Annotated in this window: 23 protein-coding genes; 8 read left to right on the forward strand and 15 right to left on the reverse strand. The window is 44.8% G+C overall.

Annotation, left to right across the window (positions count from 1 at the left end; all coding sequences use genetic code 11):
• Window positions 1-128 precede the first annotated feature (128 nt).
• On the forward strand, window positions 129-743 hold the full coding sequence (locus M9194_RS18940; RefSeq protein WP_250614268.1) for a hypothetical protein: 615 nt from the start codon (window positions 129-131) through the stop codon (window positions 741-743).
• Window positions 744-835: 92 nt separating this feature from the next.
• On the opposite strand, the gene M9194_RS18945 is transcribed toward M9194_RS18940, so the two are convergent.
• From M9194_RS18945 to acs, 8 genes are all read right to left on the reverse strand, one after another.
• A complete protein-coding gene (locus tag M9194_RS18945; protein WP_250614269.1) occupies window positions 836-1,813 on the reverse strand; it encodes an ABC transporter substrate-binding protein in 978 nt (325 codons plus the stop codon).
• 221 nt (window positions 1,814-2,034) lie between these two features.
• Window positions 2,035-2,331, reverse strand: a complete 297-nt coding sequence (fis, locus tag M9194_RS18950; protein ID WP_237363670.1) for a DNA-binding transcriptional regulator Fis — start codon at window positions 2,329-2,331, stop codon at window positions 2,035-2,037.
• Between the two features lie 22 nt (window positions 2,332-2,353).
• Entirely contained in the window at window positions 2,354-3,322 is a 969-nt protein-coding gene (dusB, locus tag M9194_RS18955; protein ID WP_250614270.1) for a tRNA dihydrouridine synthase DusB, read from the reverse strand.
• Window positions 3,323-3,457: 135 nt separating this feature from the next.
• The gene (gene prmA / locus M9194_RS18960) at window positions 3,458-4,351 is read right to left on the reverse strand and encodes a 50S ribosomal protein L11 methyltransferase (RefSeq protein ID WP_250614271.1); all 894 of its coding nucleotides are present in this window, start codon (window positions 4,349-4,351) and stop codon (window positions 3,458-3,460) included.
• Window positions 4,352-4,510: 159 nt separating this feature from the next.
• Entirely contained in the window at window positions 4,511-5,854 is a 1,344-nt protein-coding gene (gene accC / locus M9194_RS18965) for an acetyl-CoA carboxylase biotin carboxylase subunit (protein WP_250614272.1), read from the reverse strand.
• Between the two features lie 16 nt (window positions 5,855-5,870).
• Entirely contained in the window at window positions 5,871-6,332 is a 462-nt protein-coding gene (gene accB, locus M9194_RS18970) for an acetyl-CoA carboxylase biotin carboxyl carrier protein (protein WP_250614273.1), read from the reverse strand.
• Window positions 6,333-6,391: 59 nt separating this feature from the next.
• A complete protein-coding gene (gene aroQ / locus M9194_RS18975; protein WP_250614274.1) occupies window positions 6,392-6,841 on the reverse strand; it encodes a type II 3-dehydroquinate dehydratase in 450 nt (149 codons plus the stop codon).
• A gap of 308 nt (window positions 6,842-7,149) precedes the next feature.
• Window positions 7,150-9,099 carry an acetate--CoA ligase gene (gene acs, locus M9194_RS18980; RefSeq protein ID WP_250614275.1) on the reverse strand — a complete coding sequence of 650 codons (1,950 nt, stop codon included), beginning with the start codon at window positions 9,097-9,099 and terminating at the stop codon, window positions 7,150-7,152.
• A 951-nt stretch (window positions 9,100-10,050) separates the two neighbouring features.
• On the opposite strand from acs, the gene M9194_RS18985 reads away from it, so the two are divergent.
• The 3 genes from M9194_RS18985 (at window position 10,051) to M9194_RS18995 (ending at window position 15,852) form a co-directional block, all read left to right on the forward strand.
• Window positions 10,051-11,241 (forward strand): 3-phenylpropionate MFS transporter, encoded by a 1,191-nt coding sequence (locus M9194_RS18985; protein WP_250614276.1) that lies wholly within the window; start codon window positions 10,051-10,053, stop codon window positions 11,239-11,241.
• 54 nt (window positions 11,242-11,295) lie between these two features.
• Entirely contained in the window at window positions 11,296-14,730 is a 3,435-nt protein-coding gene (locus tag M9194_RS18990) for a hybrid sensor histidine kinase/response regulator (protein ID WP_250614297.1), read from the forward strand.
• A gap of 276 nt (window positions 14,731-15,006) precedes the next feature.
• A complete protein-coding gene (locus M9194_RS18995; RefSeq protein WP_250614277.1) occupies window positions 15,007-15,852 on the forward strand; it encodes a DUF2076 domain-containing protein in 846 nt (281 codons plus the stop codon).
• 70 nt (window positions 15,853-15,922) lie between these two features.
• Here M9194_RS18995 and M9194_RS19000 read toward each other — a convergent pair whose 3' ends face one another.
• The 4 genes from M9194_RS19000 to aspA all read right to left on the reverse strand — a co-directional run bounded on the left by M9194_RS19000 (window position 15,923) and on the right by aspA (window position 20,943).
• The gene (locus M9194_RS19000; RefSeq protein ID WP_250614278.1) at window positions 15,923-16,546 is read right to left on the reverse strand and encodes a MarC family protein; all 624 of its coding nucleotides are present in this window, start codon (window positions 16,544-16,546) and stop codon (window positions 15,923-15,925) included.
• Between the two features lie 113 nt (window positions 16,547-16,659).
• Window positions 16,660-17,295 (reverse strand): response regulator, encoded by a 636-nt coding sequence (locus M9194_RS19005; protein ID WP_250614298.1) that lies wholly within the window; start codon window positions 17,293-17,295, stop codon window positions 16,660-16,662.
• Between the two features lie 174 nt (window positions 17,296-17,469).
• Complete coding sequence (locus tag M9194_RS19010) at window positions 17,470-19,290, reverse strand: protein-disulfide reductase DsbD (RefSeq protein ID WP_250614279.1); 1,821 nt, start codon at window positions 19,288-19,290, stop codon at window positions 17,470-17,472.
• Window positions 19,291-19,491: 201 nt separating this feature from the next.
• Window positions 19,492-20,943: an aspartate ammonia-lyase gene (aspA, locus tag M9194_RS19015; protein WP_250614280.1), complete on the reverse strand. Its 1,452-nt coding sequence runs from the start codon at window positions 20,941-20,943 to the stop codon at window positions 19,492-19,494.
• A gap of 409 nt (window positions 20,944-21,352) precedes the next feature.
• Between aspA and M9194_RS19020 the strand changes: the two genes are divergently transcribed.
• The gene (locus M9194_RS19020; protein WP_250614281.1) at window positions 21,353-21,829 is read left to right on the forward strand and encodes an FxsA family protein; all 477 of its coding nucleotides are present in this window, start codon (window positions 21,353-21,355) and stop codon (window positions 21,827-21,829) included.
• A 39-nt stretch (window positions 21,830-21,868) separates the two neighbouring features.
• On the opposite strand, the gene trmL is transcribed toward M9194_RS19020, so the two are convergent.
• From trmL to M9194_RS19035, 3 genes are all read right to left on the reverse strand, one after another.
• Entirely contained in the window at window positions 21,869-22,348 is a 480-nt protein-coding gene (gene trmL / locus M9194_RS19025; RefSeq protein WP_250614282.1) for a tRNA (uridine(34)/cytosine(34)/5-carboxymethylaminomethyluridine(34)-2'-O)-methyltransferase TrmL, read from the reverse strand.
• Window positions 22,349-22,430: 82 nt separating this feature from the next.
• Window positions 22,431-23,807 carry an envelope stress sensor histidine kinase CpxA gene (gene cpxA, locus M9194_RS19030; RefSeq protein ID WP_250614283.1) on the reverse strand — a complete coding sequence of 459 codons (1,377 nt, stop codon included), beginning with the start codon at window positions 23,805-23,807 and terminating at the stop codon, window positions 22,431-22,433.
• A 2-nt stretch (window positions 23,808-23,809) separates the two neighbouring features.
• Window positions 23,810-24,490: a response regulator gene (locus M9194_RS19035; RefSeq protein WP_250614284.1), complete on the reverse strand. Its 681-nt coding sequence runs from the start codon at window positions 24,488-24,490 to the stop codon at window positions 23,810-23,812.
• Between the two features lie 189 nt (window positions 24,491-24,679).
• Here M9194_RS19035 and M9194_RS19040 point away from each other — a divergent pair, with 189 nt between their 5' ends.
• From M9194_RS19040 to fieF, 3 genes are all read left to right on the forward strand, one after another.
• On the forward strand, window positions 24,680-25,141 hold the full coding sequence (locus M9194_RS19040; protein WP_250614285.1) for a CpxP family protein: 462 nt from the start codon (window positions 24,680-24,682) through the stop codon (window positions 25,139-25,141).
• Window positions 25,142-25,309: 168 nt separating this feature from the next.
• The gene (locus M9194_RS19045; RefSeq protein ID WP_250614286.1) at window positions 25,310-25,777 is read left to right on the forward strand and encodes a Spy/CpxP family protein refolding chaperone; all 468 of its coding nucleotides are present in this window, start codon (window positions 25,310-25,312) and stop codon (window positions 25,775-25,777) included.
• Window positions 25,778-25,925: 148 nt separating this feature from the next.
• Window positions 25,926-26,834: a CDF family cation-efflux transporter FieF gene (fieF, locus tag M9194_RS19050; protein ID WP_250614287.1), complete on the forward strand. Its 909-nt coding sequence runs from the start codon at window positions 25,926-25,928 to the stop codon at window positions 26,832-26,834.
• The last annotated feature ends 16 nt before the right edge of the window (window positions 26,835-26,850 follow it).

Raw genomic sequence — 26,850 nt, forward strand, 5'->3', positions numbered from 1 at the left:
CGTAAAAGCTCTAAAACCATACTTGATCAACTTTTTGCCATGCCTCCTTTGCTATTCTGGCTGCTCATGGACCGTGTTGTCCGTCATTTTATAATCAATGGATGTATAGCACTTTTGGGGGAGAGAATATGACAATTAACGTAGAGCATTTGCTGGACAGAATCTCACAAAAAACTTATGAATTAGATGCTTACCGAGACCATTTGATTAAAGAGTCAGTATGCTGCTTGAGAAATATGGCTGATGGTTTGATGAAATCTGCACTTCAAGCTCAGCCCAACGTTGTTTCTCGACTTGGGGTAGATGGCTTGAAGCATTTGAAAGAAGAATTCAAAACGATCATGGCGTCGCTGGGGACTCAGGCTCACCAAGTGTTAGAAAGCGATGAATTGTGGGTGTACAAGCAGAAAGTCGCTCTGAGCACGCTAGATAAACTGGACAGTAACGGCTTTCCTATGGTTAAGCAAACTTTACCTCAGCCGCTTTTAGATGCGTTAGAGTCATTGTTGTCACCTTTCGGAGCTCTACTTAACACATATAATTTGGCCCCAAAAGAAGACTGGCAGATAGTGCATAGCTGTTACCAGTATCAAGGGACGATTCCCTTAACTCCAACCTTATTGGAGTCCGCTAAAGAGTTCTCCATGCGACACCAAGAGTATGATCAATTGATTGACGAGTTAATAGACTCGCAAAAAGGAAAGGAGCAGAGTTCGGTACTGGATTTATGGGATAGCCTTTAGTCCATTAAACATGCCTACTCGGTAAAGGGTAGGCTTGGAATCATTGTCTCAAAACGAGAACTGATGGACGTTAAGTAGCGAACGGCTTGTAGCTATTTGACTAGAATGGCTCGGCTCTTCATTTCCGGTGGCAAAACAATGCGCCACTTTTCAAGCTGAGTTTCACTAAACATCAGGGTGCCTTTTTCTGCGATCTGAGGAAATGTGGTTTTAAATCGCCCATCGGCAAGCCCTTTTAGCGCAATTTGGGCGGCCAGCTCACCTTGGAAATAACCATCTAAAACCAATCCACCCGCCGCTTTATCTTTTCCAATAGAGAATGACCAGAATGCAAATAACGGTATTTCTGAATGGGCTGATGTCCAAGTAATGATGTCGTCTGCTTTCACAGGCTCATTATTGTCTTTTATGGTGTGGTATAGGCCGGTAATAATCGCATCAAAGCCGTCTTTCTTGGCATTTAAGACGGTTTCTTGCCAGGTTGTCCAAGAACCAATGGTGGAAACGGTTACGTCGATATCTGAGATGCTAAACTGTTTACCTCCCATACCGTCACGCATGACTTGAGATGTCGTGCCATCGTCAAACAATACCAATACCTTTTTAGGTGCAGGTTTCAAAATTCTGCTTAAATGTGCCAATGAATGCGTGAGTAATGGCCTTTCAATAACACCGGTAATATTTCTAGCTTGAAGTGAAATATAGCTTCTAGGGTTAGCGTTGATACCAAGATAAACGACTAATATCGGCTCTGTTTCAAATTTTTTCCCCAAATACTTTAGTGCATTGTCATCGGTTAATATTACCAAAGGTGGCTTGATAGCTTGGTATTTTTGCCATGCTGCCTCTGCTTGAGCGGCATATTGGCTTGGGGGAAGACGCTTGGTGTCCATATAAAAGTTATCGATGTGGTATTTATCGTCAATAACGTCCGCGATGCCGCGATTAAATCCCTGTCCCCAAGGATGAGCGGCATGATAACTTTCAATCACAAGAATGGTTTGTTTAGCATAAGATGCGCTACTTGTGAGAATAACAAGGGCAATAACAAGTAGGGTCCGAGCTACCATAGACGTTCCTTTTCTGGGCACAACCACATTTTAAATCTTAGGGTGTGGTGCCTATAAGTCAAAAAATGGCCTTCGGTCTCTTTTATTATGCTGGTGCTGTTAATGTGAATGGAAGGTATTTTCGAAGGGACTTGCATAGAGCAGGGTGTGTAGAAAAAAATAAAAGCCCTAGACAACTTGAGTTTCTAGGGCTTTAAATTCAATTGGTTAACTAATTTTGATTAGTTCATGCCGTATTTTTTCAATTTCTTACGAAGCGTACCGCGGTTGATACCCATCATAGTCGCTGCACGAGTTTGGTTGCCGCGAGTGTATTGCATGATAGTGTCTAGAAGAGGCTGTTCTACTTCAGCTAACACTAATTCATACAATTCAGTAACTTCTTGGCCATTCAATTGAGCAAGATAGTTTTTAAGAGATGCTTTAACGGAATCACGCAAAGGTTTTTGTGTGATTTGATCTTGTGAAGTGACAGTAGTTACTGTTAAAGCGTCTGATGTCAGATTTTGTTCGAACATATTATGTCTAGCTCTTCTCTAATTATGATGCAACGTTATCAAAATAACTTTCTAACGCGTCAAGTTGCTGATTTGCAGCTTCTAGTGCGTTGAAAGTACGGCGAAATTCACCTGCTTGTCCATGCTCTTTTAAATACCAGCCCACGTGCTTACGCGCGATGCGTGGCCCTAAATACTCCCCATAAAAACTATGCAGAGCAGAGACATGGCCTAGCAATATACCTTTGACTTCCTCGATGGGAAGCTCGGGCATTTCAGTGCCGTTTTCCAAGTAATGTTGGATTTGTTTAAAAATCCATGGTCGACCTTGTGCAGGTCTACCGATCATCAAAGCGTCAGCGCCAGTGTACTCGAGCACCTGTTTCGCTTTTTTAGGGCTATCAATATCGCCATTTGCAATAACCGGAATATCGATAGCACGTTTGACGGCTTTGATGCTGTTATATTCTGCCTCGCCTTTGTACATACAAGCTTTAGTTCTGCCATGTAAGGCAAGAGCTTGAATGCCGCAGTCTTGGGCTAGTTTGGCAATCTGAACACAGTTTTTATTTTCTGTGTCCCAGCCTGTACGGGTTTTCAATGTCACAGGGACATCAACAGCTCCTACCACCGCTTTTAATATCTGCTCGATAAGTTCGGGATATTGAAGCAGTGCGGACCCCGCGAGCTTTTTGTTCACTTTTTTTGCCGGGCAACCCATATTGATATCAATAATTTGGGCACCATTCTCAACGCTATATTGAGCAGCTTCGGCCATAAGGATGGGATCGGATCCTGCTATCTGTACCGAGCGGACACCGGATTCACCTGCATGTACCATACGCTGTTTTGACTTTGCCGTATTCCAAAGTTTGGGGTTGGATGACATCATTTCGCTGACAGCCATTCCAGCACCATACTTAAGACACAATTCTCTGAAAGGTCTATCGGTGACTCCAGCCATTGGAGCAACAATTAAATTGTTCTTAAGTTGATAGTTTCCTATTCTCAAAATGTCTTCACAGTTTAGTCTCAGCAAGGGCGCGCATTTTACGCATTTTTTTCTTGTGTGAAAAGACTAATATTTGAGCATTTACAAATTGTTTTTGTAATTCGCCTAAAAATCAGCCAATTAGTATAAAATTAGCTAAGCACTTTGTTTCATTCCTGAGATACGGCACCATTCGCTTTGCTCTGCAATAGGGTCAAGGTCGAATTGATCTCGGTAGTAATTGGCCACATCTTCCGCTTGTGTATCTAACACACCAGACATGGCTAAACGGCCTTCATGGCTATTTACCAAGTCTTTAATGATAGGAGACAGTTCTCGTAATGGGCCAGCCAAGATATTGGCAACAACAACATCGGCGACCAAGTTTTCAGGCTGATCTTTAGGTAAGTACACTTCAAGCTGGTCCGCGACGCCGTTGCGTTGTGCATTGTCTTTCGATGCAAGCAACGCTTGTGGATCGATATCAATACCAATAACTTTTTGTGCGCCTAGTTTAATGGCTGCAATTGCCAAAATACCTGAGCCGCAACCGAAGTCGATAACGGTTTTACCAGAAAGGTCTAACCCTTCGAGCCACTCGAGACACAATGCTGTCGTTGGATGGGTACCTGTGCCAAAGGCTAGGCCCGGATCAAGCATGACATTGACTGCATCCGGCTCGGGAACGTCTCTCCAGCTTGGGCATACCCAAAGCCTTTCACCAAACTTCATAGGATGGAAATTATCCATCCATTCGCGCTCCCAGTCTTTGTCTTCTAACTGTTCGACTTTGTAGGCAAAGCCTTCTTCTAACCAGTTACTTTGCTTAAGCGTGTTGACGACGAATTCTATGTCGGCTTCGGCGTCATATAAGGCCAGAATGTCAGTGTCGCCCCATAACCTTGTTTCACCAGGTAAAGGCTCAAACACGGGCGTATCGTGAGCATCCAGAAAAGTGATGGAAAGCGCGCCAGTTTGTTCCATCAACAGATCACCAAGGGATTCGGCGTTTTCTGATGTGGCATTGAGCTTTATTTGTATCCAAGGCATGTTTAATTCGCTTAAATATTCGACAACTTAACGATAGGGCGCCAAGTCTAGCATGAAACTTGGGCACTTCATAAGCCATATGTCGAACAAAAATAGGGAAAAATAAGAAAAGCCACCGAATCGGCGGCTTTTCTTGACGATAGAACAGGTTAGCCAGGGTTATTGCAGGCCAAGCTTCTTCTCGAGGTAGTGGATATTTGCACCACCATGCTGGAAGTTTTCATCGTTCATAATCGATTCTTGTAGCGGCACGTTGGTTTTGATGCCTTCTACAATCATCTCGCCCAACGCATTCTTCATTCGAGCGATGGCAACATCACGGTTTTCACCAAAGGTGATGAGTTTGCCGATCATTGAATCGTAGTGTGGAGGAACGCTGTAGCCTGCGTAGATGTGAGATTCCCAACGTACGCCCATGCCACCTGGTGGGTGGAAGCGTTCGATCTTACCTGGAGAGGGTAGGAAGCGTTCAGGATCTTCTGCGTTAATACGGCATTCAATCGCATGTCCACTGATTTTGATGTCGTCTTGAGTGTAAGACAGCGGTTGACCTGCTGCGACACGAAGCTGCTCTTTAATCAGATCAACGCCAGTGACCATTTCAGTGACTGGGTGTTCAACCTGAATACGCGTATTCATCTCGATAAAGTAGAATTCGCCGTTCTCGTATAGGAACTCAAACGTACCTGCACCGCGATAGCCAATTTCGATACAAGCACGTGTACAGCGCTCACCGATGTACTTACGCATTTCAGCGGTGATACCTGGAGCTGGTGCTTCTTCCACGACCTTTTGGTGGCGACGCTGCATAGAGCAGTCACGCTCACCTAAGTGAATCGCATTGCCTTGACCATCTGCGATAACTTGTACTTCAACGTGACGTGGGTTTTCAAGGAATTTCTCCATGTAAACCATGTCGTTGTTGAATGCCGCTTTGGCTTCAGCACGAGTCATAGCAATCGCTTCGACCAGCTCACCTTCTGAGCGAACCACACGCATACCACGACCACCACCGCCACCAGATGCTTTGATGATCACTGGGTAGCCAATGCGTTTTGCATGAGCTTTGTTTTTGGTCGCATCGTTATCAAGCGGGCCATCAGAGCCAGGCACACATGGTACACCTGCTTTTTTCATGGCGTTGATTGCTGATACTTTGTCACCCATGATGCGAATAGTTTCCGCTTTAGGGCCAACAAAAATAAAGCCACTGCGCTCTACTTGCTCAGCAAAATCAGCATTTTCGGATAAGAAGCCATAACCTGGGTGAATTGCAATTGCACCTGTTACTTCGGCTGCAGAGATAATGCGAGGAATGTTTAGGTAGCTATCAATACCGCGAGCAGGGCCAATACAAACCGTTTCATCCGCAAGTAAAACGTGTTTTAAATCACGGTCGGCAGTGGAGTGTACAGCAACGGTTTTGATGCCGAGTTCTTTACATGCGCGAAGAATACGAAGTGCAATTTCACCTCGGTTCGCGATGACTAATTTATCTAACATGAGATGTGGCCTCTACTTATTCGATAACAACAAGAGGTTGATCGAATTCAACTGGTTGGCCATCCTCGACTAGGATTGCAGTCACAACGCCTGATTTGTCAGCTTCGATTTGGTTCATCATTTTCATTGCTTCAACGATGCAAAGTGTTTCACCTGCTGTGACGCTTTGGCCCACTTCGATAAATGATTTTGCATCAGGGCTTGGAGCACGGTAGAAAGTCCCGACCATTGGAGAAAGCACTTGGTGACCCGTTGGTGCTTTAGCAGGTGCTGCTTGTTCAGCTTCTGCTGGAGCAGCAGGTGCCGCTGCTGGTGCCGCTACTGGCGCAGGCGCTGCCGCATATTGAACAGGAGCAACAGGCGCTGCAGTACCGTTACGACTGATGCGTACCGACTCTTCACCTTCAGAAATCTCCAGCTCCGCAATGCCAGATTCTTCAACTAATTCAATAAGTTTTTTAATTTTACGGATATCCATTATGTCTTTCTCTTTTATCTTGTAGTTAAGACAGCTCAGAGAGCTGTAGAGTATGGGTCTTACTGTGACTGCAAGTGTTTAACAGCAGCAGACAGAGCGAATTCGTAACCTTGTGCCCCTAAGCCGCAAATCACACCCACTGCTTTGTCCGACAGATAGGAATGGTGGCGGAAGGGCTCGCGAGCATGCACATTGGATAAGTGCACCTCTATAAATGGTATTGCGACACCCAGCAATGCATCTCTTAGTGCCACACTTGTGTGGGTAAACGCCGCTGGGTTAATAATGATAAAATCGACCTTACCATGTGCGGCATGTATCGCTTCAATCAGTTCATATTCTTTGTTAGATTGGAGATGTGCTAGCTCAATGTTTTCCTTTTGGGCTTGCTTCTCTAAATTCTCAACAATATGGCCCAGTGTGTTGGAACCATAATGTGTCGGCTCTCTAAGGCCTAATAGGTTAAGGTTTGGGCCATTTAGAACGAGAATGCTTAAGTTTGTAGACATTATGCAGCCATCTTTCATTAATATGAGAGGAATACGAATACTCCCACATTTTTTCACCCTTCATCAAGGAATTTTTGTTTAAATTTGATGAAAGCTAACAAATTGACACAGATTATAGTCAATTCAGAGCAAATGGCAGCATTTTTCTGGTCTAATCTCCTGACGCGTTACATTTGAACTATGTATATTTCTCAATTGCTCATGTCGCCAGGTGGGGTCTCATTGCCATTTAAAGGCGATGAGTAGAGGAAAAATAAAGCCGCTATGGAGTCATAGCGGCTTGAAGTCATTTGGGATATTGGCGCCCGCTATACTAGCGCGCTTTTCTCTTCGATAAGTTTATCGACAACGCTAGGGTCGGCAAGAGTGGAGGTGTCGCCAAGGTTACTGGTATCACCTGCTGCAATCTTTCTTAGGATTCGGCGCATGATTTTTCCAGAACGAGTTTTCGGCAAAGAGTCAGTCCAGTGCAATACATCCGGTGTAGCAATAGGGCCGATTTCTTTTCTCACCCAGTCTTTGACTTCTTTGTGCAGTTCCGCGCTCGGGTACTCGCCATCGTTAAGGGTAATGTAGGCGTAAATCGCTTGGCCCTTAATGTCATGCGGAATGCCAACGATGGCAGCCTCAGCAATTTTGTCGAATGCCACTAGAGCAGATTCAATTTCTGCTGTGCCCATTCGGTGGCCTGAAACGTTAAGAACATCGTCCACACGACCTGTGATCCAGTAGTAACCATCTTCATCTCTACGGGCGCCGTCGCCAGTAAAATACATGCCTTTAAAGGTTGAGAAGTAGGTTTGCTCAAAGCGTTCATGGTCTCCATAAACGGTGCGCATTTGTCCTGGCCATGAATCTAGGATAACCAGGTTACCTTCTGTTGCGCCTTCGACAACATTACCCAAGTTATCCACTAGAGCAGGCTGCACGCCAAAGAATGGTTTGCTTGCCGAGCCAGGTTTAAGATCGGTGGCTCCTGGCAGTGGGGTGATCAAAATGCCACCGGTTTCGGTTTGCCACCACGTATCTACAATTGGAGAATTCGAGTTACCAATGGCTTGATAATACCACTCCCAAGCCTCTGGGTTGATGGGTTCACCCACTGAGCCCATGATTCTTAAGCTGCTACGGCTGGTTGAGCCTATCGCTTCATCGCCTTTTGCCATCAGTGCACGAATGGCCGTTGGCGCGGTATAAAGAATATTGACGTTGTGTTTGTCAACGACCTGGCTCATACGGCTGGTTTCAGGGTAGTTTGGTACACCCTCGAATAAAATGGTTTTTGCACCGTTTGATAGTGGTCCATAAATAAGGTAGGTGTGGCCAGTGATCCAACCCACATCTGCAGTACACCAAAAGGTTTCGCCTTCTTGGTAGTCAAATACATACTTGAATGTCATTGTGGCATAGACAAGATAACCACCTGTGGTGTGTAGCACCCCTTTTGGCTTGCCCGTTGAGCCTGAGGTATAAAGAATAAACAAAGGATCTTCTGCTTTCATTTCTTCAGCAGGGCACTCGTCTGATACATTAGCCGTCGCTTCATGCCACCAGACATCTCTGTGGGAATGCCATTCAATATCAGCGCCTGTGCGTTGTAGCACCAATACTTTGGTAATGGTGCTTACTTCTGGGTTGGTCAATGCTTCATCGACATTTTTCTTCAGTGGTACGGCACGGCCTCCGCGCACACCTTCATCAGCCGTCACGACAACTTTTGCGTCTGAGTCAATGATGCGTCCTGCTAAGGCCTCTGGAGAAAAACCACCAAATACGATGGTATGCACGGCGCCAATTCGGGTACATGCCAACATAGCAATAGCGGCTTCTGGCACCATAGGCATATAAAGACAGACCACATCGCCTTTGTTGACACCTTGCTCTTTTAAGGCATTTGAGAATCGGCACACTTCTTTATGTAATTGATTAAAGGTTAGCGTCTTATCATCTTCTGGGTTGTCACCTTCCCAAATGATCGCCACTTCATCGCCTTTGGTGGCTAGGTGACGATCAATACAGTTTGCTGACACATTGAGTGTGCCATCTTCGAACCAACGAATATCAACATGGCCAGTATCAAAAGAAGTATTTTTAACCTGAGTGAAGGGTTTGATCCAATCAACAATCTTCCCATGTTCTGCCCAGAAATCGACTGGGTTGCTAATGGATTGTTGGTACATGGTGAGGTAAGTCTGGTGATCAGCATGTGTCGTGGCTTTGATATTTTCTTTCACCGGGTAAACATGGGCTTCGCTCATTGCTTCTCTCCTTCTGAATTCAGCAAACGCATAATGTTAGAGCTTTAAATCGTTACAGGAAATTCACTTATTTGTTTCGCAGAGGTTAAATATAAAATTGAACCCATTATTGCGCCAAATCGGTGGCTTTCGGTGTATTTAGGAATTTTTTGTTATCAGTGTCACAGGCTTATGACACTGTCCGCCACTCTCGGTTAGAGTTATTCGCACTGCAATTAGACTTTAGGCGTAGATTGATTTGTTTGGCTGTTTTGTGAGCGAATTATTTATCAATATGCTTATTTTGATTGAAAAAAAAACTCCATTTATGCAATTGGTTAATTTTTTCTGGCTAGTTTGCGTCAGTTTGGCGGAAGTTCAAAGTTATTGCCGACAAGAATCGGCGGCATATTTTCACCTTAACGGTGCGGCAATCTAGGAAAGATTAAATTGTGGTCGTTTTAACAAATCTTTAAGGTGGTTGGTGATTATTTGATCTGATTTGATAGCCAAAGTCGGGGGTTATGGGGATTCCTTTCACCCACAGCGTAAAGGGTTAGCGATGACTCCATGAGTTGAGCTATGTTTTAATAGGTCGAGTGCTCTGTATTATAATTTAATAATAACAATGACATGTGGTGCTTTTGTTTGGTTATTACTCCCTGTGTTACAGTGCGTAGGTCGTTATTTTACGACTAAAACTAAGTGGCGCTAATACACTGTTGAAGATGGTTATGTAACCAGTCATGCTTTAAGCTGAGTACTTTTATTCCATGTGATGAGTGTGGTTTTGTTCGTTCGACTTTGTAGTGTAAGCAACGTGAGCATGTTTAGGTTTGGATGTTTGGGAAATATCGTGCAGGCTTCAGACGGCATTGATAATCTTGTTGTAAACTCTAGCTTCACTCAATCTCAGAATGAAAATTTGCCGTACGGTAGGCGAATTTCAAGCATCATTGATTAGGAAGAACGATGAATTCCCCCTCACCTCACCGATGGATATCCCAGTTTATTTTTGGTTTTTTCTTTGCCTATGGAGTGTATCTCCCTTTTTGGGCTTTATGGTATGAAGGCCAAAGGATTTCAGCACCCGATATCGGTATTTTAATTGGCATCGGGTTTGCGACTCGATGTGTGGCCAACCTCGTTTTGACACCCCGTTTTCATCTCGCTGAGCAGTTCTTGCCGGTATTAAGAATCTTTGCCTGTCTGTCGGCTAGCTTTATCGCTTTGTATTACTTTGTTGAGGAAAACTTCTGGTTGCTCGCATTGGCAACAGTACTATTTAATTTATGTTGTGGTCTCATTACGGCTTTGTCTGATTCGATGGCGAACTACTACTCGCGTTTGAAAATCTTGGACTATGGCCGCACACGCCTATGGGGTTCGGTTGCTTTTATTGTTGGCTCGACCGTGGTGGGCTATTTAATCTCCTTCTATGGCACGGGTGTGATAGTGGTTACCGCGTTAGTGGGCACGCTGGCTTCTGTTCTTTGTAGTTTTCGTAACACCAATCCGATGCCAGCCTCCAATGTAAAACGCACCTCAAACAGGCCTAAAGTATTCTCTCAGCTTAAGGACTGGCAGGTGATCAAATTCTTGTTGTTGACGTCACTGATCCAAGGTAGTCACGCTGCCTATTACAGCTTCAGCAGCATTCACTGGAAGAGTGCGGGCATATCAGGAGCCACCATTGGCTATTTGTGGAGCCTGGGTGTTATAGCCGAAATCATGGTGTTTGCACTTAGCAAATATCTATTCGCCAATCGCTCACTAAGGGCCATGTTTGTTATCTCGTCGATAGGTGTGATAGTGCGTTGGGTACTGACGGCGCTAAGTACAGAAGTGGCTCTTTTAGTAGTGGTGCAACTTCTACATGGCGTGACGTTCGCGACTGCGCATCTCGCCACCATTCGTTATATAGAACAAAGCGAAGAAAGTCGTACTGTGGTATTGCAAGCGTTATACAATGCTATTCCTCTCGGCGCTTTCATTGCGATAATGACCGCGATCAGTGGTTGGGGTTACGAGTATTGGGGAGCAAATATCTTTTGGTTGATGGCCTTGATGGGCGGCTTGGCATTATTCATTCGCATCGATAGAAAGCCTTTGCCGTCGCTCGGTAGTCAGCTTGCTTCGAAACGTGCTGAAGAGCAAAATTAACTAGTGGTAGAGCAAAATCACTATATAAACGAAATCGTCAAAAGGTAGGAAAATATAATGGGCTGGCTAGTTGTCCCTTTATCTTTGGTTTATCTCAGCTTATTGTTCTTGCTTGCCTGGTATGGAGATAGGCGAAAAAGCTGGTTAGATCGTTGGCGTCCGTGGATTTATAGTCTGTCGTTGGGAGTGTATTGCACGTCATGGGCTTTTTTTGGCACGATTGGTGAGGCCAGTGTAAACCCTTGGTCGTTTTTGCCTGTCTATATTGCTCCCATCATCGTATTTGTTTTTGGTTGGCGCATTCTGGCGAAACTTATCGTCATATCTAAAAGGGAAAATGTTAGCTCGATCGCCGACTTTATCGCCGCAAGGTATGGAAAGTCACACAGTTTGGCAACGGTACTTACCGTTTGTGCTGTCATTGGCGTGCTGCCCTATATCGCATTGCAGATTAAAGGCATTATACTCGGCTTAGAAGTGGTTTCGCCTAATGTGGTTCATTTTCTCGGTAAGTATAAAGAGCTGCTGTCTTTTTCTATTGTCTGTGTCCTAGCCCTATTTACCATTCTTTTCGGTAACCAACATTTAGAAGCTAATGAGCAACATCGTGGCCTAACGAAAGTGATTGCGTTTGAGTCAATTATCAAGTTGCTGGCTTATGTCATGGTGGGCGCATTTGCTATTTACTTAGCTTTTTCGGTCAAAATCGTCGACATCGTACATGTCGCTAAACAAACCTATCAGCCGCCTGATCTTGTCACATTATTTATTCACACTCTGCTAGCTGGGCTGGCGATTATTTGCTTGCCAAGGCAATTTCATATGATGGTGGTGGAAAACGAGAAACTACAAGATTTAAAGAAAGCACGGGTTATTTTTCCGCTCTACTTGTTGATCTTAGCGGTATTTGTCCTGCCAATCGCCTGGGCGGGTATTGGCCTATTAGAGTTGCCGGCAAGATTCAATCACGTGTTGACCTTGCCACTCAGTATGGGGCAGTACGGCTTAACCTTGTTTGCCTTTATTGGTGGCCTGTCAGCGGCTTTTGGTATGGTCGTAGTATCAACGATTGCCTTGTCGATTATGGTTTCCAACGAAATTGTGGTGCCATACCTGCTACGTCGAACAAAAATCGTAAGCCAGCATCGCTGGCGCTTTACTCAACAACTCATTTCTGCGCGTAGGTTAATCATCCTATTATTGATGTTCAGTGCGTGGTTATTCTATCTGCTGTTAGAAAATGTTCACTCATTAGCGGAGATTGGTTTTCTGTCTTTTGCAGCGGTTGGCCAATTTGCACCAGCGCTGATCGGGGGGATGTATTGGCGGTTGGGCAATCGACGGGGTGTCTATTCTGGACTTGCCGCTGGCTTTTTCGTTTGGCTGGTGACACTCATGTATCAGTTGGGTTGGCTGGCCGGTGATAGCAGCAGTAACTTTTTACTTTGGGTAATTTCACCGAGTTCACTTTGGGCGGGGCTGAGTGTGGACCCAATGGATTGGGGCATGTTACTCAGTCTACTGGTTAATGCATTATTTTATGTCGTGGTGTCTTTAATGACTCGAACGAGCCTAAGTGAGCGCTTACTTAGTGCTGCCTTTATTGGTTCGCCGATGCCAGAAACCGATAGCGTGAATGTTTATCAAAGTAGGGTCACCGTTGGTGAGTTGGAGTTATTGGCCTCGCGTTTTGTTGGCCGAGATCGTATGCGCCGGGAGTTTCGCGAGTTTTGGCATACTCACGGCGAACATATAGAGCCTAATCAGCAGGCACCTTCCGCGTTGATTCGTTATACCGAAAAGGTACTGGCCAGTGTTTTTGGGGTGTCGTCAGCTAAGTTAGTGCTAACGTCTGCTCTGCAGGGGCGTAGTATGCAATTGGAAGATATTGCAACCATTATGGATGAAGCGTCAGAGATCTACGATTTTAGCCGCGGCGTACTGCAAGGGGCCATTGAACATCTTGATCAAGGCATAGCCGTCATAGACAAGCAACACAAGTTGGTAGCGTGGAACCAAAGATACCAAGAGCTGTTTAACTTTCCGTCTAGCTTGGTCAAAGTCGGGAGACCTTTTGAGGAAATGATCCAGTTCAATACCCAAAATGGGCTGTTCGATCCTGGTGAAATGGAAGAGCATGTCAGACATCGAATTTTTTATCTGGAGCAAGGCAAGACACACACTTCAACTCGAAAAGCGCCTGGGGGGCGGGTTATTGAGGTACATGGAAGTCCTATGCCAGGCGGTGGGTTTGTGATGCGCTATACCGACATCACCGAGTTTCGTAAAACAGAGCAGGCGCTTAAGCAGGCAAATGAGACGCTGGAAGAGCGGGTACTGGAACGCACGCAAGAGCTGCAAACCTTAAACCGAGAGTTGGTGGGAGCGCGGCAAAAAGCGGAGTATGAATCTAAGTCAAAGTCTCGCTTTCTAGCCGCCGTCAGCCATGATTTAATGCAGCCTCTAAATGCGGCTCGGCTGTTTGCTTCATCGCTATCGGAAGTGAGTCAAGATAAAGAAAGTCGGGGCTTGTCCGAGCATATTGAAAGTGCGCTCAATGCCGCTGAAGACTTAATTAGTGATTTACTGGATATCTCTCGTTTGGAATCCGGCAAACTGGATATTCACATGTCAACGTTTGCCATCAACGATGTGCTTTGCAATCTCAACGCGGAATTTGGCGCTTTGTCTGCTGAGCAAAATATTCATTTCAATACCGTAGCGTCCTCTTTGTATGTGAAGTCGGATGCCAAGTTGCTTCGTCGCGTGATTCAAAATTTTCTAACTAATGCTTTTCGTTACAACCCTAATGGAAAGGTACTGCTTGGTGTCCGTCGAGAACAGGATCAGGTCAAAATAGAAGTTTGGGACAATGGCCAGGGAATCGATGAAAGTAAACAACGAGAGATTTTCGATGAATTTACCCGCGGGCATAGTAGCAACTCGCACAATGGTCTAGGGTTGGGGCTGGCCATATCTAAGGGGATAGCCAATGTATTAGGCCATCAGCTTGCCATGCAGTCGCGCCCCGGGTGTGGCAGCGTGTTTTCGATCACTTTACCGAAAGCAGCAAAGCCGCGACTTACTCAGTCGGAGTCCGCCAACAAGCCCATATCCAATTTACAAAATATGAAAATCTTATGCGTCGATAATGAAGAGACGATTTTGGTTGCCATGCAGTCATTGCTCGAACGTTGGGGGTGTGATGTCAGGGTTGCGCCTGATTTGGAACAGAGCCTTGCACAATTAACCTCAGACTGGGCACCTGCGGCTGTACTTTCTGACTATCGATTAGATGGTTTGTTGACTGGGATTGATGTGCTTACCGGATTAAAGCAGGCAATTTCAAGCCCATTCTTAGGGGTAATCATTAGCGCTGACCGTACAGAAACTATGACGGAAAGTATTCATCTAGAGGGCTTCGAATTCATTCCCAAACCTGTCAAAGCGATTAAGCTTAGAGCGATGCTTAATCAATGTATTGGTTAAATTACACGTTCGTATTGTTGTTAAATGTATTCATGTTGCGAATTGGTTTGATCATAAAATGAGCAAGAAGTGATAATGCTTGGCCTGTGCAGGCAAAGAGAGTATACCTAAGGCTTGGATCATTGACTCCAGATCGCCAAACGGCGAGGCAAGTGAAGTATCGAGTTGGGACATGTTGCTGAAAGGAATCTGCGTGACTGACGTTTAGTTAGTGCGCCTAGACAAATGAATCTGATACTGATTTTTGACTAAAATTGATTTCTTAAGAGGTTAGAAATGAACGCTGATGAAAAAGCTTTAATCGAAAACTTGGCACAGCGACTTCAGCAAGCTCAATTGTCAGATATTGACACGGACGCCGAGAAACTGATTCAGAAGCTGATGTCCAACCAGCCCCGATCTATGTACCTACTGACACAAGCAGTGCTACTGCAAGAGCAAGCACTTAAAGCCAGTCAGGAGAAAATCCAGCAGCTAGAGCAAGAAGTTCAACAAGCTTCTTCGAGCCCGAAGAAAAGCGGTTTTTTGAGTGGCTTATTTGGTGGCACTTCCCAGTCAACCAATCGTTCATCGACGAGTGGCTTTGGTAATGGCGGTTTTGGTCAGCAGAGCATGGTCAACAATGGCTATTCCTCTGCGTATTCGCAGCCACAAAACAACTACTCTCAAGCACAAAACTTCCGCCCTTCTCGTGGTAGCAGCTTTATGGGCCAAGCCGCGAGTACCGCGCTTGGTGTTGCCGGTGGAGCATTGCTGTTTGAAGGTGTCTCGCACATGCTAGGTGGTGGCGGCATTCTCGGTGGTGGTCGTGAGTCTATCGTCAATGAAACCATCATTAATGAGGCGCCAGGTGGCAATCAATTTGACGGCTCAGATATGAACCAGAATATGGACTCTGGCGGTTGGAATGATACATCGAGTGGGTTTATGTCGGGCAATGATGGGCTCGGTACAGACAACTGGAACAACAGCTCACCGTCTGACGCTGGATTTGGTAATGTCGATAACGGCGCTTTCAACAACGACAGTGGTTTTGACAACTCTGGTTTTGATTCAGGCGGCTTCGATGATAGCAGCTTCGGTGGCTTTGATGGTGGCGGCTTCGATGACAACAATTGGTGATCCGTCATTTTGCTAAAATATCAGGTCATGCCAACAGTGCGTTGGTCATGACCTGAACAATCTTTCCTGCCTAGAAGTAAAAATCTTTAATTCCTAATAACAGGTTGTTTAACGCAACCGCCGCTAATATGAGTCCCATGACTCGGCTTATCACTGCAGCACCCACTGTGCCAATTAGCTTTTGTATGCTGGTTGCGCTAAGTAGCAATAACAACGTAATCAGCATGACCGATAAGGTAACGCCAGCCGTTAGGGTCTGATCGATCACTGAGTACCTGTGGTTGTCTGTCATCAGTACAATCGCCATCATGGCGCCTGGAGAGGCGATAGAAGGTATCGCTAAAGGGTAAACGGCGAGGTTGGCCAATTCAGAGTGACTGATTTCTTCTGAAATTTTTTGTTCAATTTCGGGTTTGCTCTCACCAAAAATCATGCTGAGTGCGAAAAGGAGCAATACCAAGCCACCCGCGGCCTGAAAAGCGGGTAGGGGGATTTGCATAGCTTCTAACAGCATTTGTCCTGCAAGTAAAAAGAACAACAGAACAAAGGTCGCAATGGCAACCGCTTTGAGTGCAACCAGTCGGCGCTGCTTCAGCTCTAAGTGATGGGTTTGTGACATGTAGACAGGAACAGAGCCGATAGGATCGACTACTGCCCACAAAAGTACAAACTGAGTAATGAGATTATCAAGCAAAGGAACCTCCCAGAGTTAATAAAACAGAGGGATGAATGGGCTAGGTCAACAGACCATAGGTTAATCTCTAGTGTAACGTGTTTTAGTTAAAATTTGTGAAGATTGTGTAACGTTTAATGTTCAGTTTCTGTTTGTTGAAGCAAAATAACCGCTTGGGTTCTATTTTTAACACCTAACTTACGAAAAATGGCCGTCATATGCGCTTTTATTGTTGCCTCTGAAACGTTGAGGTCGTAAGCAATTTGCTTGTTCAATAAACCGTCTGACAGCATGGTGAGCACCTTATATTGTTGAGGAGTAAGCGTGGCAATTTTTTGCGATAACTCCAAGCAAGCTTGCGAATGAACAGAGCAAATGTCGGGGAAATAAGGTTCACCACCAAGAATTTGATTTAGGGCGCCGATTAATGACTTTATATCGCTGGATTTCGGAATAAAACCGAACGCACCGTGCGCTTTAACTTGTGAGATGACAGAAGGCTCTTCGTTGGCAGAAATCACCACAACAGGCAGGTTGGGGTAGTCGGCTCTCAGTTGAATTAGGCCAGACATACCATTGGCGCCTGGCATTTTTAAATCCAGTAGGACAAGGTCAGGCTCCTCATTGCTCTTCACGAGAGAGAATAATGCTTCTAACGAATCGGCTTCTAATAGATTTGCATTTTCAACAGCCAAATTTACTGATTGGAAAAGTGCATTTCGGAACAAAGGGTGATCGTCAGCAATAACGATTGTGTAACTTGAGTCCATAAACAAAGTACTGATGGATGGCTGTTGCCCTACTATACCCGTCTCTAGTGAATGGCGACAACCTATATGCATCCAATTTAGTTTTTTGTTCTTAAAAATGTGAATGTGTTGTCACGGTTTTAGCTTATTTCGCTAATATGAGCGCGAAATAAGCTAAAAAACAACAATGCCTAACTACAAGGTATTGGTGAAGTTGAATTGGTTGAGATGCGCAAGGAAAGCGTTGGCGTTTTTAAATCCGGTGACCTTGGCTGAGGGGAGGTGCTGGCCCGATGCATCCCAAAACTCAATAGTCGGTAAGCCTAACACGCCCATCTTTTGCATAAGTTTAAAGTCTTCTGGCTGGCTTTTGGTAACGTCCACTTGTAGTAAGACAAACTGACTTAACTTTTCTTCAACTGCCTTATCATGAAAGGTATATTTTTCAAATTCTTTACATGCAACGCACCAATCGGCGTAAAAGTCGAGCATGACAGGTTTATGTTCGGCTTTGGCCTGTTGTAGCTGAGCATTGAGCTCCTCAACGGAATGGATTCTAGTAAATTGAATTTGCGGGCCACTCACCGCCTTAGATGCTGAAGGTAAATACCAGTCATTAAGCAAAGGTTGTGCTGAAAACAAGATGCCTAAAATAGCAACAATGGCTACCAAGCTTTGCCTCCAGCCACCAAACTGAAAACTGTTTTTTACATGATAAAGCCAACCAAAGGCAGCGATGCCCAAAATGGACCACAGTATAGATGTCCAAAAATCAGGAATAATACGCTCTATTAGGAAAATGGGGGCTGCAAGCAAGATAAAACCGAACAACACCTTGATCTTGTTCATCCAGTCGCCGGATTTTGGCAGTAACTTATTGCCAAATACGGCTGCTAGCATGAGTGGGATGCCCATACCTAGCGCTAAAGCATAAAGCGTAATCCCACCGATGAAGAGATTGCCCGTTTGTGCAACGTACAGTAATGCTCCAGAAAGCGGCGCAGTGGTACATGGAGAGCAAACCAGCCCAGAAATTGCGCCCATCGCAAACACACCAAGGTAGTTGCCCGAACGCTGTTGGTTGCTTAATGAGTTTAGCCAAGTTTGCATTTTGCTTGGCAGTTGCAGTGAATAAAGGCCAAACATGGATAGGGCAAGTGCGACAAATAAAATACTTAAACCGATGAGGACATAAGGGTGTTGCATTGCGGCTTGAAATTGCAGGCCAGCAGACGCAACGATGAGGCCTAAGATGGTGTAGGTCAGCGCCATGCCTTGTACATACACCATGGAAAGTGCAAACGCTTTTCGATGGGTGAGCCTGCCGCCACCTAGAACAATACTGGTGAGGATCGGGTACATTGGCAACACGCAAGGGGTAAAGGCAAGACCTACTCCAAGGGCTAAAAATAACAAAGGTGTCCACCAGTAATCACCCAAAAACTTGGAATACATTGACTCACTGGAATCGTCGCTACTTGGTGAAGATTTGGCGGTCGATGAAGCTGGCACCGTTCCACTCGCTGATTTGACGGGGGGAACTGGCGTTGTTGAGCTTTGTAGTTGAACAGGTTGTAAATCGACCACCTTGGTTTCAGGTGGATAGCAAAACCCTGCCTTGGCACAGCCCTGATACTCTACAATTAACTGCGCACCTGGTTGTTGGCTGATAACGGGTACAGCAATAGATAACGGTGAGGTGTAAATGTTGACCTCGCCAAAGAACTCGTCTTTGTGTGGCTTACCTTGCGGGATAATAAAACTGCCTAATTCCGCCTTATTTCCTTGAACCTTAATAGAGCGTTGATACAGGTAGTAGCCGGGCTTGACTTGCCAATCAAGGTAGACCACGCCAGATTGCTTAATATGGCTAAATTCAAACGCTTGGTCGACAGGAACAAATGTTGGAGAACTAGTATTTGCACCTGGTAATGACACTTTGTCACCAAGCTGGGCGAAAGCAGGAGCGGAGAGAGAAATGATTACAAAAACAAACAGGGAAAACAGTGCGCGCATAAGTTGATTTTTATCGTATGGATTGGCGGTATTCTAACTAAAACAGACAGGATTACCGCTAAATAAGTTTCATCAAGGCTGATTTAATTCGATGAGGTCACTTAATTATGTGCGCTAAGCCAAAATTAGCCTTGTTCAGCGAAGGTGTTAGAAAGAGAAGCAAGGAAAAAGGCCCTCAAAAGAAGGCCTAAAAAGTGGCGATTATTCGTAGCGTTTGGCGTTGTATTTTGGTTGCATGAAATTGGAAGTGGAAAGAATCTCATCCAATTGCTCTTCGGTTAATAATCCACGCTCTAAAACGACCTCGCGAACGCTCTTTCCAGTCTCAGCACAAATCTTACCGACGATATCACCTTGATGGTGACCTATGTATGGGTTTAAGTAAGTCACGATACCAATCGAATTGTGAACATAGCCTTCGCAGATCTCTTTATTGACCGTAATACCATCAATGCACTTATCTCTTAGGTTTACACAAGCGTTAGTGAGAATATCCAATGATTCAAATATGCTTTGCGCGATGACTGGCTCCATAACATTCAATTGAAGTTGTCCACCTTCTGCTGCAATGGAGATGGTGTTGTCATTACCCAGCACTTTAAAACAAACTTGGTTGACCACTTCAGGGACGACGGGGTTCACTTTGGCAGGCATTATGGAAGAGCCAGCTTGCAGCTCTGGTAGGTTCAGCTCGTTTAGACCAGCACGAGGACCGGAAGACAGCAGGCGTAAATCGTTACAAATCTTGGATAGTTTGACAGCAAGACGTTTGATGGCACCGTGCGTCATCACATAGGCGCCGCAGTCTGAGGTTGCTTCAATCAAGTCTTCAGCTGGAATGCAGTCTAAACCTGTCACCGCGGCAAGATGTTTTACTGCCAGCTCTTGATAGCCTTGAGCGGCATTCAGACCAGTACCAATTGCAGTGGCACCTAAGTTTACTTCAAGGAGTAATTTAGAGGTGTACTCCAGTGCACGAATTTCTTCTTTCAATGTCACTGACCATGCACGAAACTCTTGGCCAACCGTCATAGGAACGGCGTCTTGTAATTGAGTGCGGCCCATTTTCAGGATGGTGCTGAATTCTTGGCTTTTCAACTCAAACGCCTGCCTTAAATATTCAATCGCATCGGTAAGCTTTTGTACGCTGTTGAAAACGGAAATGCGAAATCCAGTTGGATAGGCGCAGTTGGTGGATTGGCTCTTGTTGACATGGTCATTAGGGTTAACAATGTCGTATTGCCCTTTTTCTTTGCCCATCAGCTCTAACGCCACATTAGCAATGACTTCGTTAGTGTTCATGTTGACCGAAGTGCCAGCGCCACCTTGAAAGACATCCGACGGAAACTGATCCATACATTTGCCAGTTTCAAGAATAAGGTCACAGGCTTGAAGAATATATTCAGCGATGTCACTAGGGATAACACCGAGCTCCTTGTTGGCCAGCGCCGCTGCTTTTTTGGTCATGACCATGCCACGAACAAACTCCGGCACATCAGAAATGGTGACGTTGGAGATATTAAAGTTTTCCATCGCCCTTAGGGTATGAATGCCGTAATAAGCATCAGCTGGTACTTCTCTTTGCCCTAGTAAATCTTCTTCAATTCGGATGGGTTTGGATTGGATCTCAGGCGATGTGGATAGAGTAGACATGTTGAAAAGTCCTCAAAAGATTAAATTAGGTGATTAGGGATACTTAGAGTTTTAGTTAGTAATCCTATCCTTGGACTTTATAGTGCTAAACTGTCCTTATATACCCAAGTTCACAGACCCTAGATGTGTGGGCATACAAACACGGGCAATCATACTGTACAAAAGCGATAAAAAAAGTAGTTAGATCACCTTTTTTTGATTTGTCACCGCTGGAAATGGCATGAGGTTGGTTTTAAGTCATTCTTTGTTGTGCTGGGCAATTTGGACTAAAAATGTCTACTTCAACGTAAAGCTTTGGTATGTTTGCTAAAAGATATACTTTTTCTTACCAATTTTGCAGTTAATCGCATGGATAACTGACAAATGGAGCAAAAAGTGTACACCTGTTCGGATTGATTAAGGAGCGCGTGTGTTTGCCTTATTATTTTTCATGTTTATAGCAATTCCTGTGATTGAAATTGCGATATTTATTCAAGTGGGCAGTGTCATTGGGTTATGGCCCACTGCTGCATTGGTTCTGATTAGCGCCTTTGTTGGTGCCTCTTTAGTGCGCAGTCAGGGATTAAAAATGCTTATCTCGGTACAACAACGCCTGCAACGAGGAGAAATCCCCACTCAAGAAATATTTGAAGGAGTGATGCTGGCGGTGGCAGGTTTTCTTCTTATTACCCCCGGTTTTCTCACCGATCTGATGGGCATGATATTATTACTTCCGCTGCCTCGAAAACATTTATCTCAATATGTCATGAAAAAAGCAGAAATTAAAATGGCCACAAGAGGTGGCTTTAACCAAGCGCCTTTTGGCAAGGATGAGACTGGCAGTACTTATGAAGGCGAATATGAGACGAAAGACGAACAGGACAGAGACAAGCTCAATAAGCCCTAGAGAAGCCGTTTAGCTTTCTCTAGGGTAGCGGAAGTAGGCTCATTGGCCACCGGAAAAACCCAGTTGTCGCCATGCCTCAAACGCGATTATGGCGACGGCGTTAGATAAGTTTAAACTGCGTGCTTCGGGCATCATAGGAATTCTAATACGTTGCTCAAATGGTAGGCTATCAATGACGTCCGCGGGTAGGCCGCGCGTTTCCGGGCCAAATAACAACACATCGCCTTGTTTATAGCTTGCGTCAACATGATGACCAGTGGTTTTTGTTGTGCAGGCAAACAAGCGGTAACCGTCGGCTTTTTCTTCGGCTAAATAGGCTAAAAACGCATCGAAATTTTTGTGTCTCTTTACTCTAGCCAGATCGTGGTAATCCAACCCTGCTCTACGAAGTTTTTTTTCTTCTAAGTCGAAACCCAGTGGTTCAATCAGATGGAGCCTAGCGCCGCAATTGGCACATAAGCGGATAATATTGCCAGTATTGGGGGCAATTTCGGGTTCATAAAGGGCGATATCAAGCATGGCGTTTAAATCAGAGTGAATGAAGCGTGCAGTATATACCCAAATTACTTCGAGAAGTAACTCGGGTATAAGCTGATATCGCTCAATGATGGATGGGCAGTCTAATGTCTACCTTAAGCCCGCCCAAGCCACTGCGACTGGCAACAATGGTCCCATTGTGCTGTCGAATGGCACTTTCGGTTATCGCTAACCCAAGTCCTGCACCGCCACTATTTCTATCTCGGGCGGTGGAAACTCGATAGAAGGGGCGAAAGATATCTTGCATTTCATTTTCAGGGACACCATCACCATTATCTTCCACTGAGATATGTAGGTTATCCTGATGAGCCAAGATGTTTATTGAGACTTGGTCTTTGCCATAGTAGATAGCGTTGCGGATAATGTTTTCTACCGCGCTCATTAGCAGCTTAGGGTTGCCAGAAATGGAGAGATCCGGGATAGGTGAGTAGTGCAGGGCTTTACCCATTTGTTCTGCTTCAAATTGAGCATCGCTAAGGATTTCTTCCCATAAACTTGAAATAGGCTGGGTTTCTCTTTCCAAATGGCTATCGGCTTGCATTCTTGAGAGCTCTAAAAGCTCACCTATCATTTGCTCTAGTCGTTGTGCTTCGGTATCCACTCGACTGAGTTCTGAGCTTTCACCGAGCTTTCGAGTGGCTAACGCGTTGGCCATGCGAAGACGGGTTAGGGGCGAGCGCAATTCATGGGAAATGTCGGATAACAACCTCTGCTGGCCAGAGATCATATGGTTGACTGCTTCGACCATTTGATTAAAGCTTTTACCTGTTTGCTGAAATTCACTCATGCCTTTTTCTAAATCGTAGTCCACCACAAACTCTCCTTTTGCCACCCGTTGCGCCGCTTTCTCCAACTTACGTGCAGGTTGACTCAGTGCCCAAGCTAACCAAAGCAAAAAAGGTGTACTGACACCCATCACTGCAAGTAGAAGCTGAAAAGGTTTATCAAATAATCGCAATAAAAAGGGCGGTGGCCTGTCCCATTTGGTGCCGAAAAATAGCAGTAGATCTTGATTGGCTAACTTGACCTTAAATGGACCAGCAATCAAAAAGTGGCCATAAAGGCGCTGTTTGGGCTTGTCACCACTGACACCAGTGACAAAGTTTCTGAACTCTCGCAGATAGACGGTGCGGCGAGAGTGCTTGGTGAAAATTGTGCCGCTTGAGTTAGTCAGAAATAGGCTTGGCCTTCCGGGCTTGGCCGCGCGCGCGCGACGACTTAGCTCATCGATAATCCGGTCAATATTGTTTTGGTCACGATATTTGTTTTGTATAAAATCTCGAATCCGCTCGTATTTAATAATTTCGTGAGTAGGAATGTTGTGCTGTTTGCGTGGGTCAAGGTGAGAGAGATACAACACGGCAATCAGCACCATCAGCATGGTAAACCAAAAAATCGCGAATATTCGCCCGTATAAACTGGAAATTTTCGGAAGGCGCATGGTTATTCCTCAACCAACAAATAACCGCGACCTCTCAGTGTTTTGATTCTAGGTTTGTTATCTGCGCGGTTGGGCAACTTTTTGCGCAGATTCGAGACATGCATATCAATGGCTCTATCAAAAGCGGACAGTCGTTTACCCAAAACGTCTAAACTTAGTACTTCTTTAGTCGCCACCTCTCCTGGGTTGCTAATAAAATGGGTTAGCAGGGCAAACTCTGTGGTCGTCAAATCTAACAACATCTCTTGGCAGAACGCCTCTTGGCGACCAGGAAAGACCTTGATGTCTTGATATTCTAGGCAATCATTGGCTTTATTTGCTGGTGATGTTGTGCGGCGTAATATGGCACGAATGCGAGCCAGTAATTCGCGATCGCTAAAGGGCTTAGGCAAATAGTCGTCGGCACCGAGCTCTAAGCCTACGACGCGATCGATCTCTTCGCCTTTAGCAGTAAGCATTAATACTGGCGTTTGCCACTTTTCTCTTAAACGCTTTAACGTCTCGATACCGTTAAGTTTTGGCATCATGACATCAAGCAATATCAAATCGATCTGCTCGTTTAACGCGGATAGCCCTGCTTCACCATCATTGGCCTCAGAGACATCAAATCCCTCAAAAGTGAGTACTTCTTTGAGTAAGCTTGTTAGCTCTGTATCGTCATCAATTAACAATATGTTTGCCATAGGAATGCCTAATTCTTAAAGGGAGTCTGCTTGTATATATTACTCAGGTTTTCGGCGAACAAAGAACTTAATTCTTGGTCTTTACGATTCTTTACGCTTGCCTTACGTTGCTTTACAGCACAATGTCTAGTCTATACTCAAGCGCTGCAGGTTGCAGCTGCTACGACAAATTAGACGAAAGGTATCGCTATGAGAAACAAAAAGAAACTTGTATTAGCTGCTGTGATTCTCCCCTTGGTTTTGGGCTCTGCCAGCGTGTTTGCTTACGGTGGAAAAGACGGTCATCGTGGCAAGAACAAATGTCGTCCTGGGATAGATCGAGGAGTGCTCAAGCAGCTAGACTTAACCCAAGAGCAGAAAGATAAACTGCAAGACATGAAGCAGGCGAACAAAGAAGAAAGAAAACAAGAGTTTCAAAAAAATGCTGAGGCTCGCCAGGCTTATCATGATCAAATACAAAAGCTTATTCTTGCCGACAACTTCGATCAAAATGCGGCAGACATGTTAGCCAAACAAATGGCAGAAGCTCAGGTACAAAATCGTGTCGAAAGGATGAAACAAGAACATGACATGTTAAATGTTCTGACGCCTGCGCAAAAAGCGAAGTACACCCAGCTCGAGCAAGAGCGAGCACAGCAATGCCGAAGCTAGCTTAAGCCCCATTTATCTAGCTCATATATCAGAGACGCAGACAAGAAAGCGAATTTTTTGTCTGCTCTTATTACCTACCTTTACGTTTTTTTACGCCGCGTTTACACCGCCTTACACTCATGCCTCTAATCTCCATTCACCCCCTAAATGGAGACAAAGTGTACACCTATGACAAACAAGTATTATCTTTATTCAGTGCCTATTCTTTTGCTACTTCCTTTATTGTTAGTGCCTAGATATGCCTATGCGGCGGACTTCGGCCAATCTCCAACGCTAGATAATGAGTGTGGCTTTGGCTTAGACAAGTCAGCATTAAAGCAACTTAACTTAACGGATAAGCAAAAAGGGCAGATTGCCAATCTTGAGCTATTGAATAAAAACGCCACCACAGAAGCTCTAATGAGAAGAGGGAAGGTACGTCAAGCCTTTCGAATGGAAATGCAGAAAATACTGCTAGCGGATCATTTAGATGATATTGCGGCAAGCGAGCTGACGCATAATATGGCGAACTCTCAAGCATATTTGAATTTAAGGTTGATAGAACAACAACATGCGATATTGAATGTGTTAACAAGCAAGCAAAAAGCGCTATATGTTCAAATTGAGAATAAAAAAGCTTCTCAATGTCGCTCTTAGTGACTTTGCAATTTCGCTGCAGTAGGGCTGTTTTTGCTGAATTTTGTGGTGGTTTTCTGCATAAACGCGACAAGTTTTACGAGCTATTTTTAAGAATGCAGTTATACTTGAGGCAGTCAGTCTCATTTCTAATTACTATTCTTACATTATGAAAAATGAATACGCGCGTCTTGTCACTTCTGCGGCATGGACAGCGACTATCGTCGCAACAATATTATTAATTTTTAAAGTGTTTGCTTGGTGGGTGACAGGCTCGGTGAGCCTACTTGCTTCACTGATTGATTCACTATTAGACATTTCGGCATCGGTCGTGAATTTGTTGGTTATCCGATATTCTCTTCAGCCTGCTGATAAGGAACATAGATTTGGTCACGGTAAGGCAGAATCCTTAGCCGCACTGGCTCAGGCCATGTTTATTTCTGGTTCGGCGGTGTTTCTTATTTTAAATGGTGTTGAGCGCCTATTTAGGCCAGCAGAATTACATTCGCCGCAGGTTGGGGTGTATGTCAGTATTTTTGCTATTGTCGTTACCTATGCTTTAGTACGATTTCAAAAATACGTCGTGAACAAAACGGGCAGTCAAGCGATTGCCGCTGATTCTTTACACTACCAATCTGACTTGTATTTAAATATCGCCATCTTGCTTGCATTGGTGCTAACTTGGATAGGCGTAAAACAGGCCGATGCGGTGTTTGCTATCGGGCTTGGAATCTACATTTTATACAGTGCGGTTAAAATGGTGATGAACGCGATTCAAACTTTGCTTGATAGACAGCTACCCGATGAGGAAATCAAGCAAATTCGTACTCGCTGCTTGGCCGTTGAAGAGGTGATTGGCGTTCATCAGTTGCGAACTCGAATGTCTGGCCCAACGCGTTTTATTCAGTTGCACTTAGAATTGGAAGATCAGATCCCACTTATTGAAGCACATCGAATTTCTGATGAAGTGGAAAGAAAAATACTAGAATTATTCCCAGAAGCAGATGTGTTGATTCACCAAGATCCTTATTCTGTCGTTTTAGGTGGAGAAAAGGTACAAAAATATCAAGATTGGTAGCTTGAGATTGGGTAAG

It is taken from the genome of Vibrio sinus, assembly GCF_023634645.1.
Taxonomy (GTDB): Bacteria; Pseudomonadota; Gammaproteobacteria; order Enterobacterales; family Vibrionaceae; genus Vibrio; species Vibrio sinus.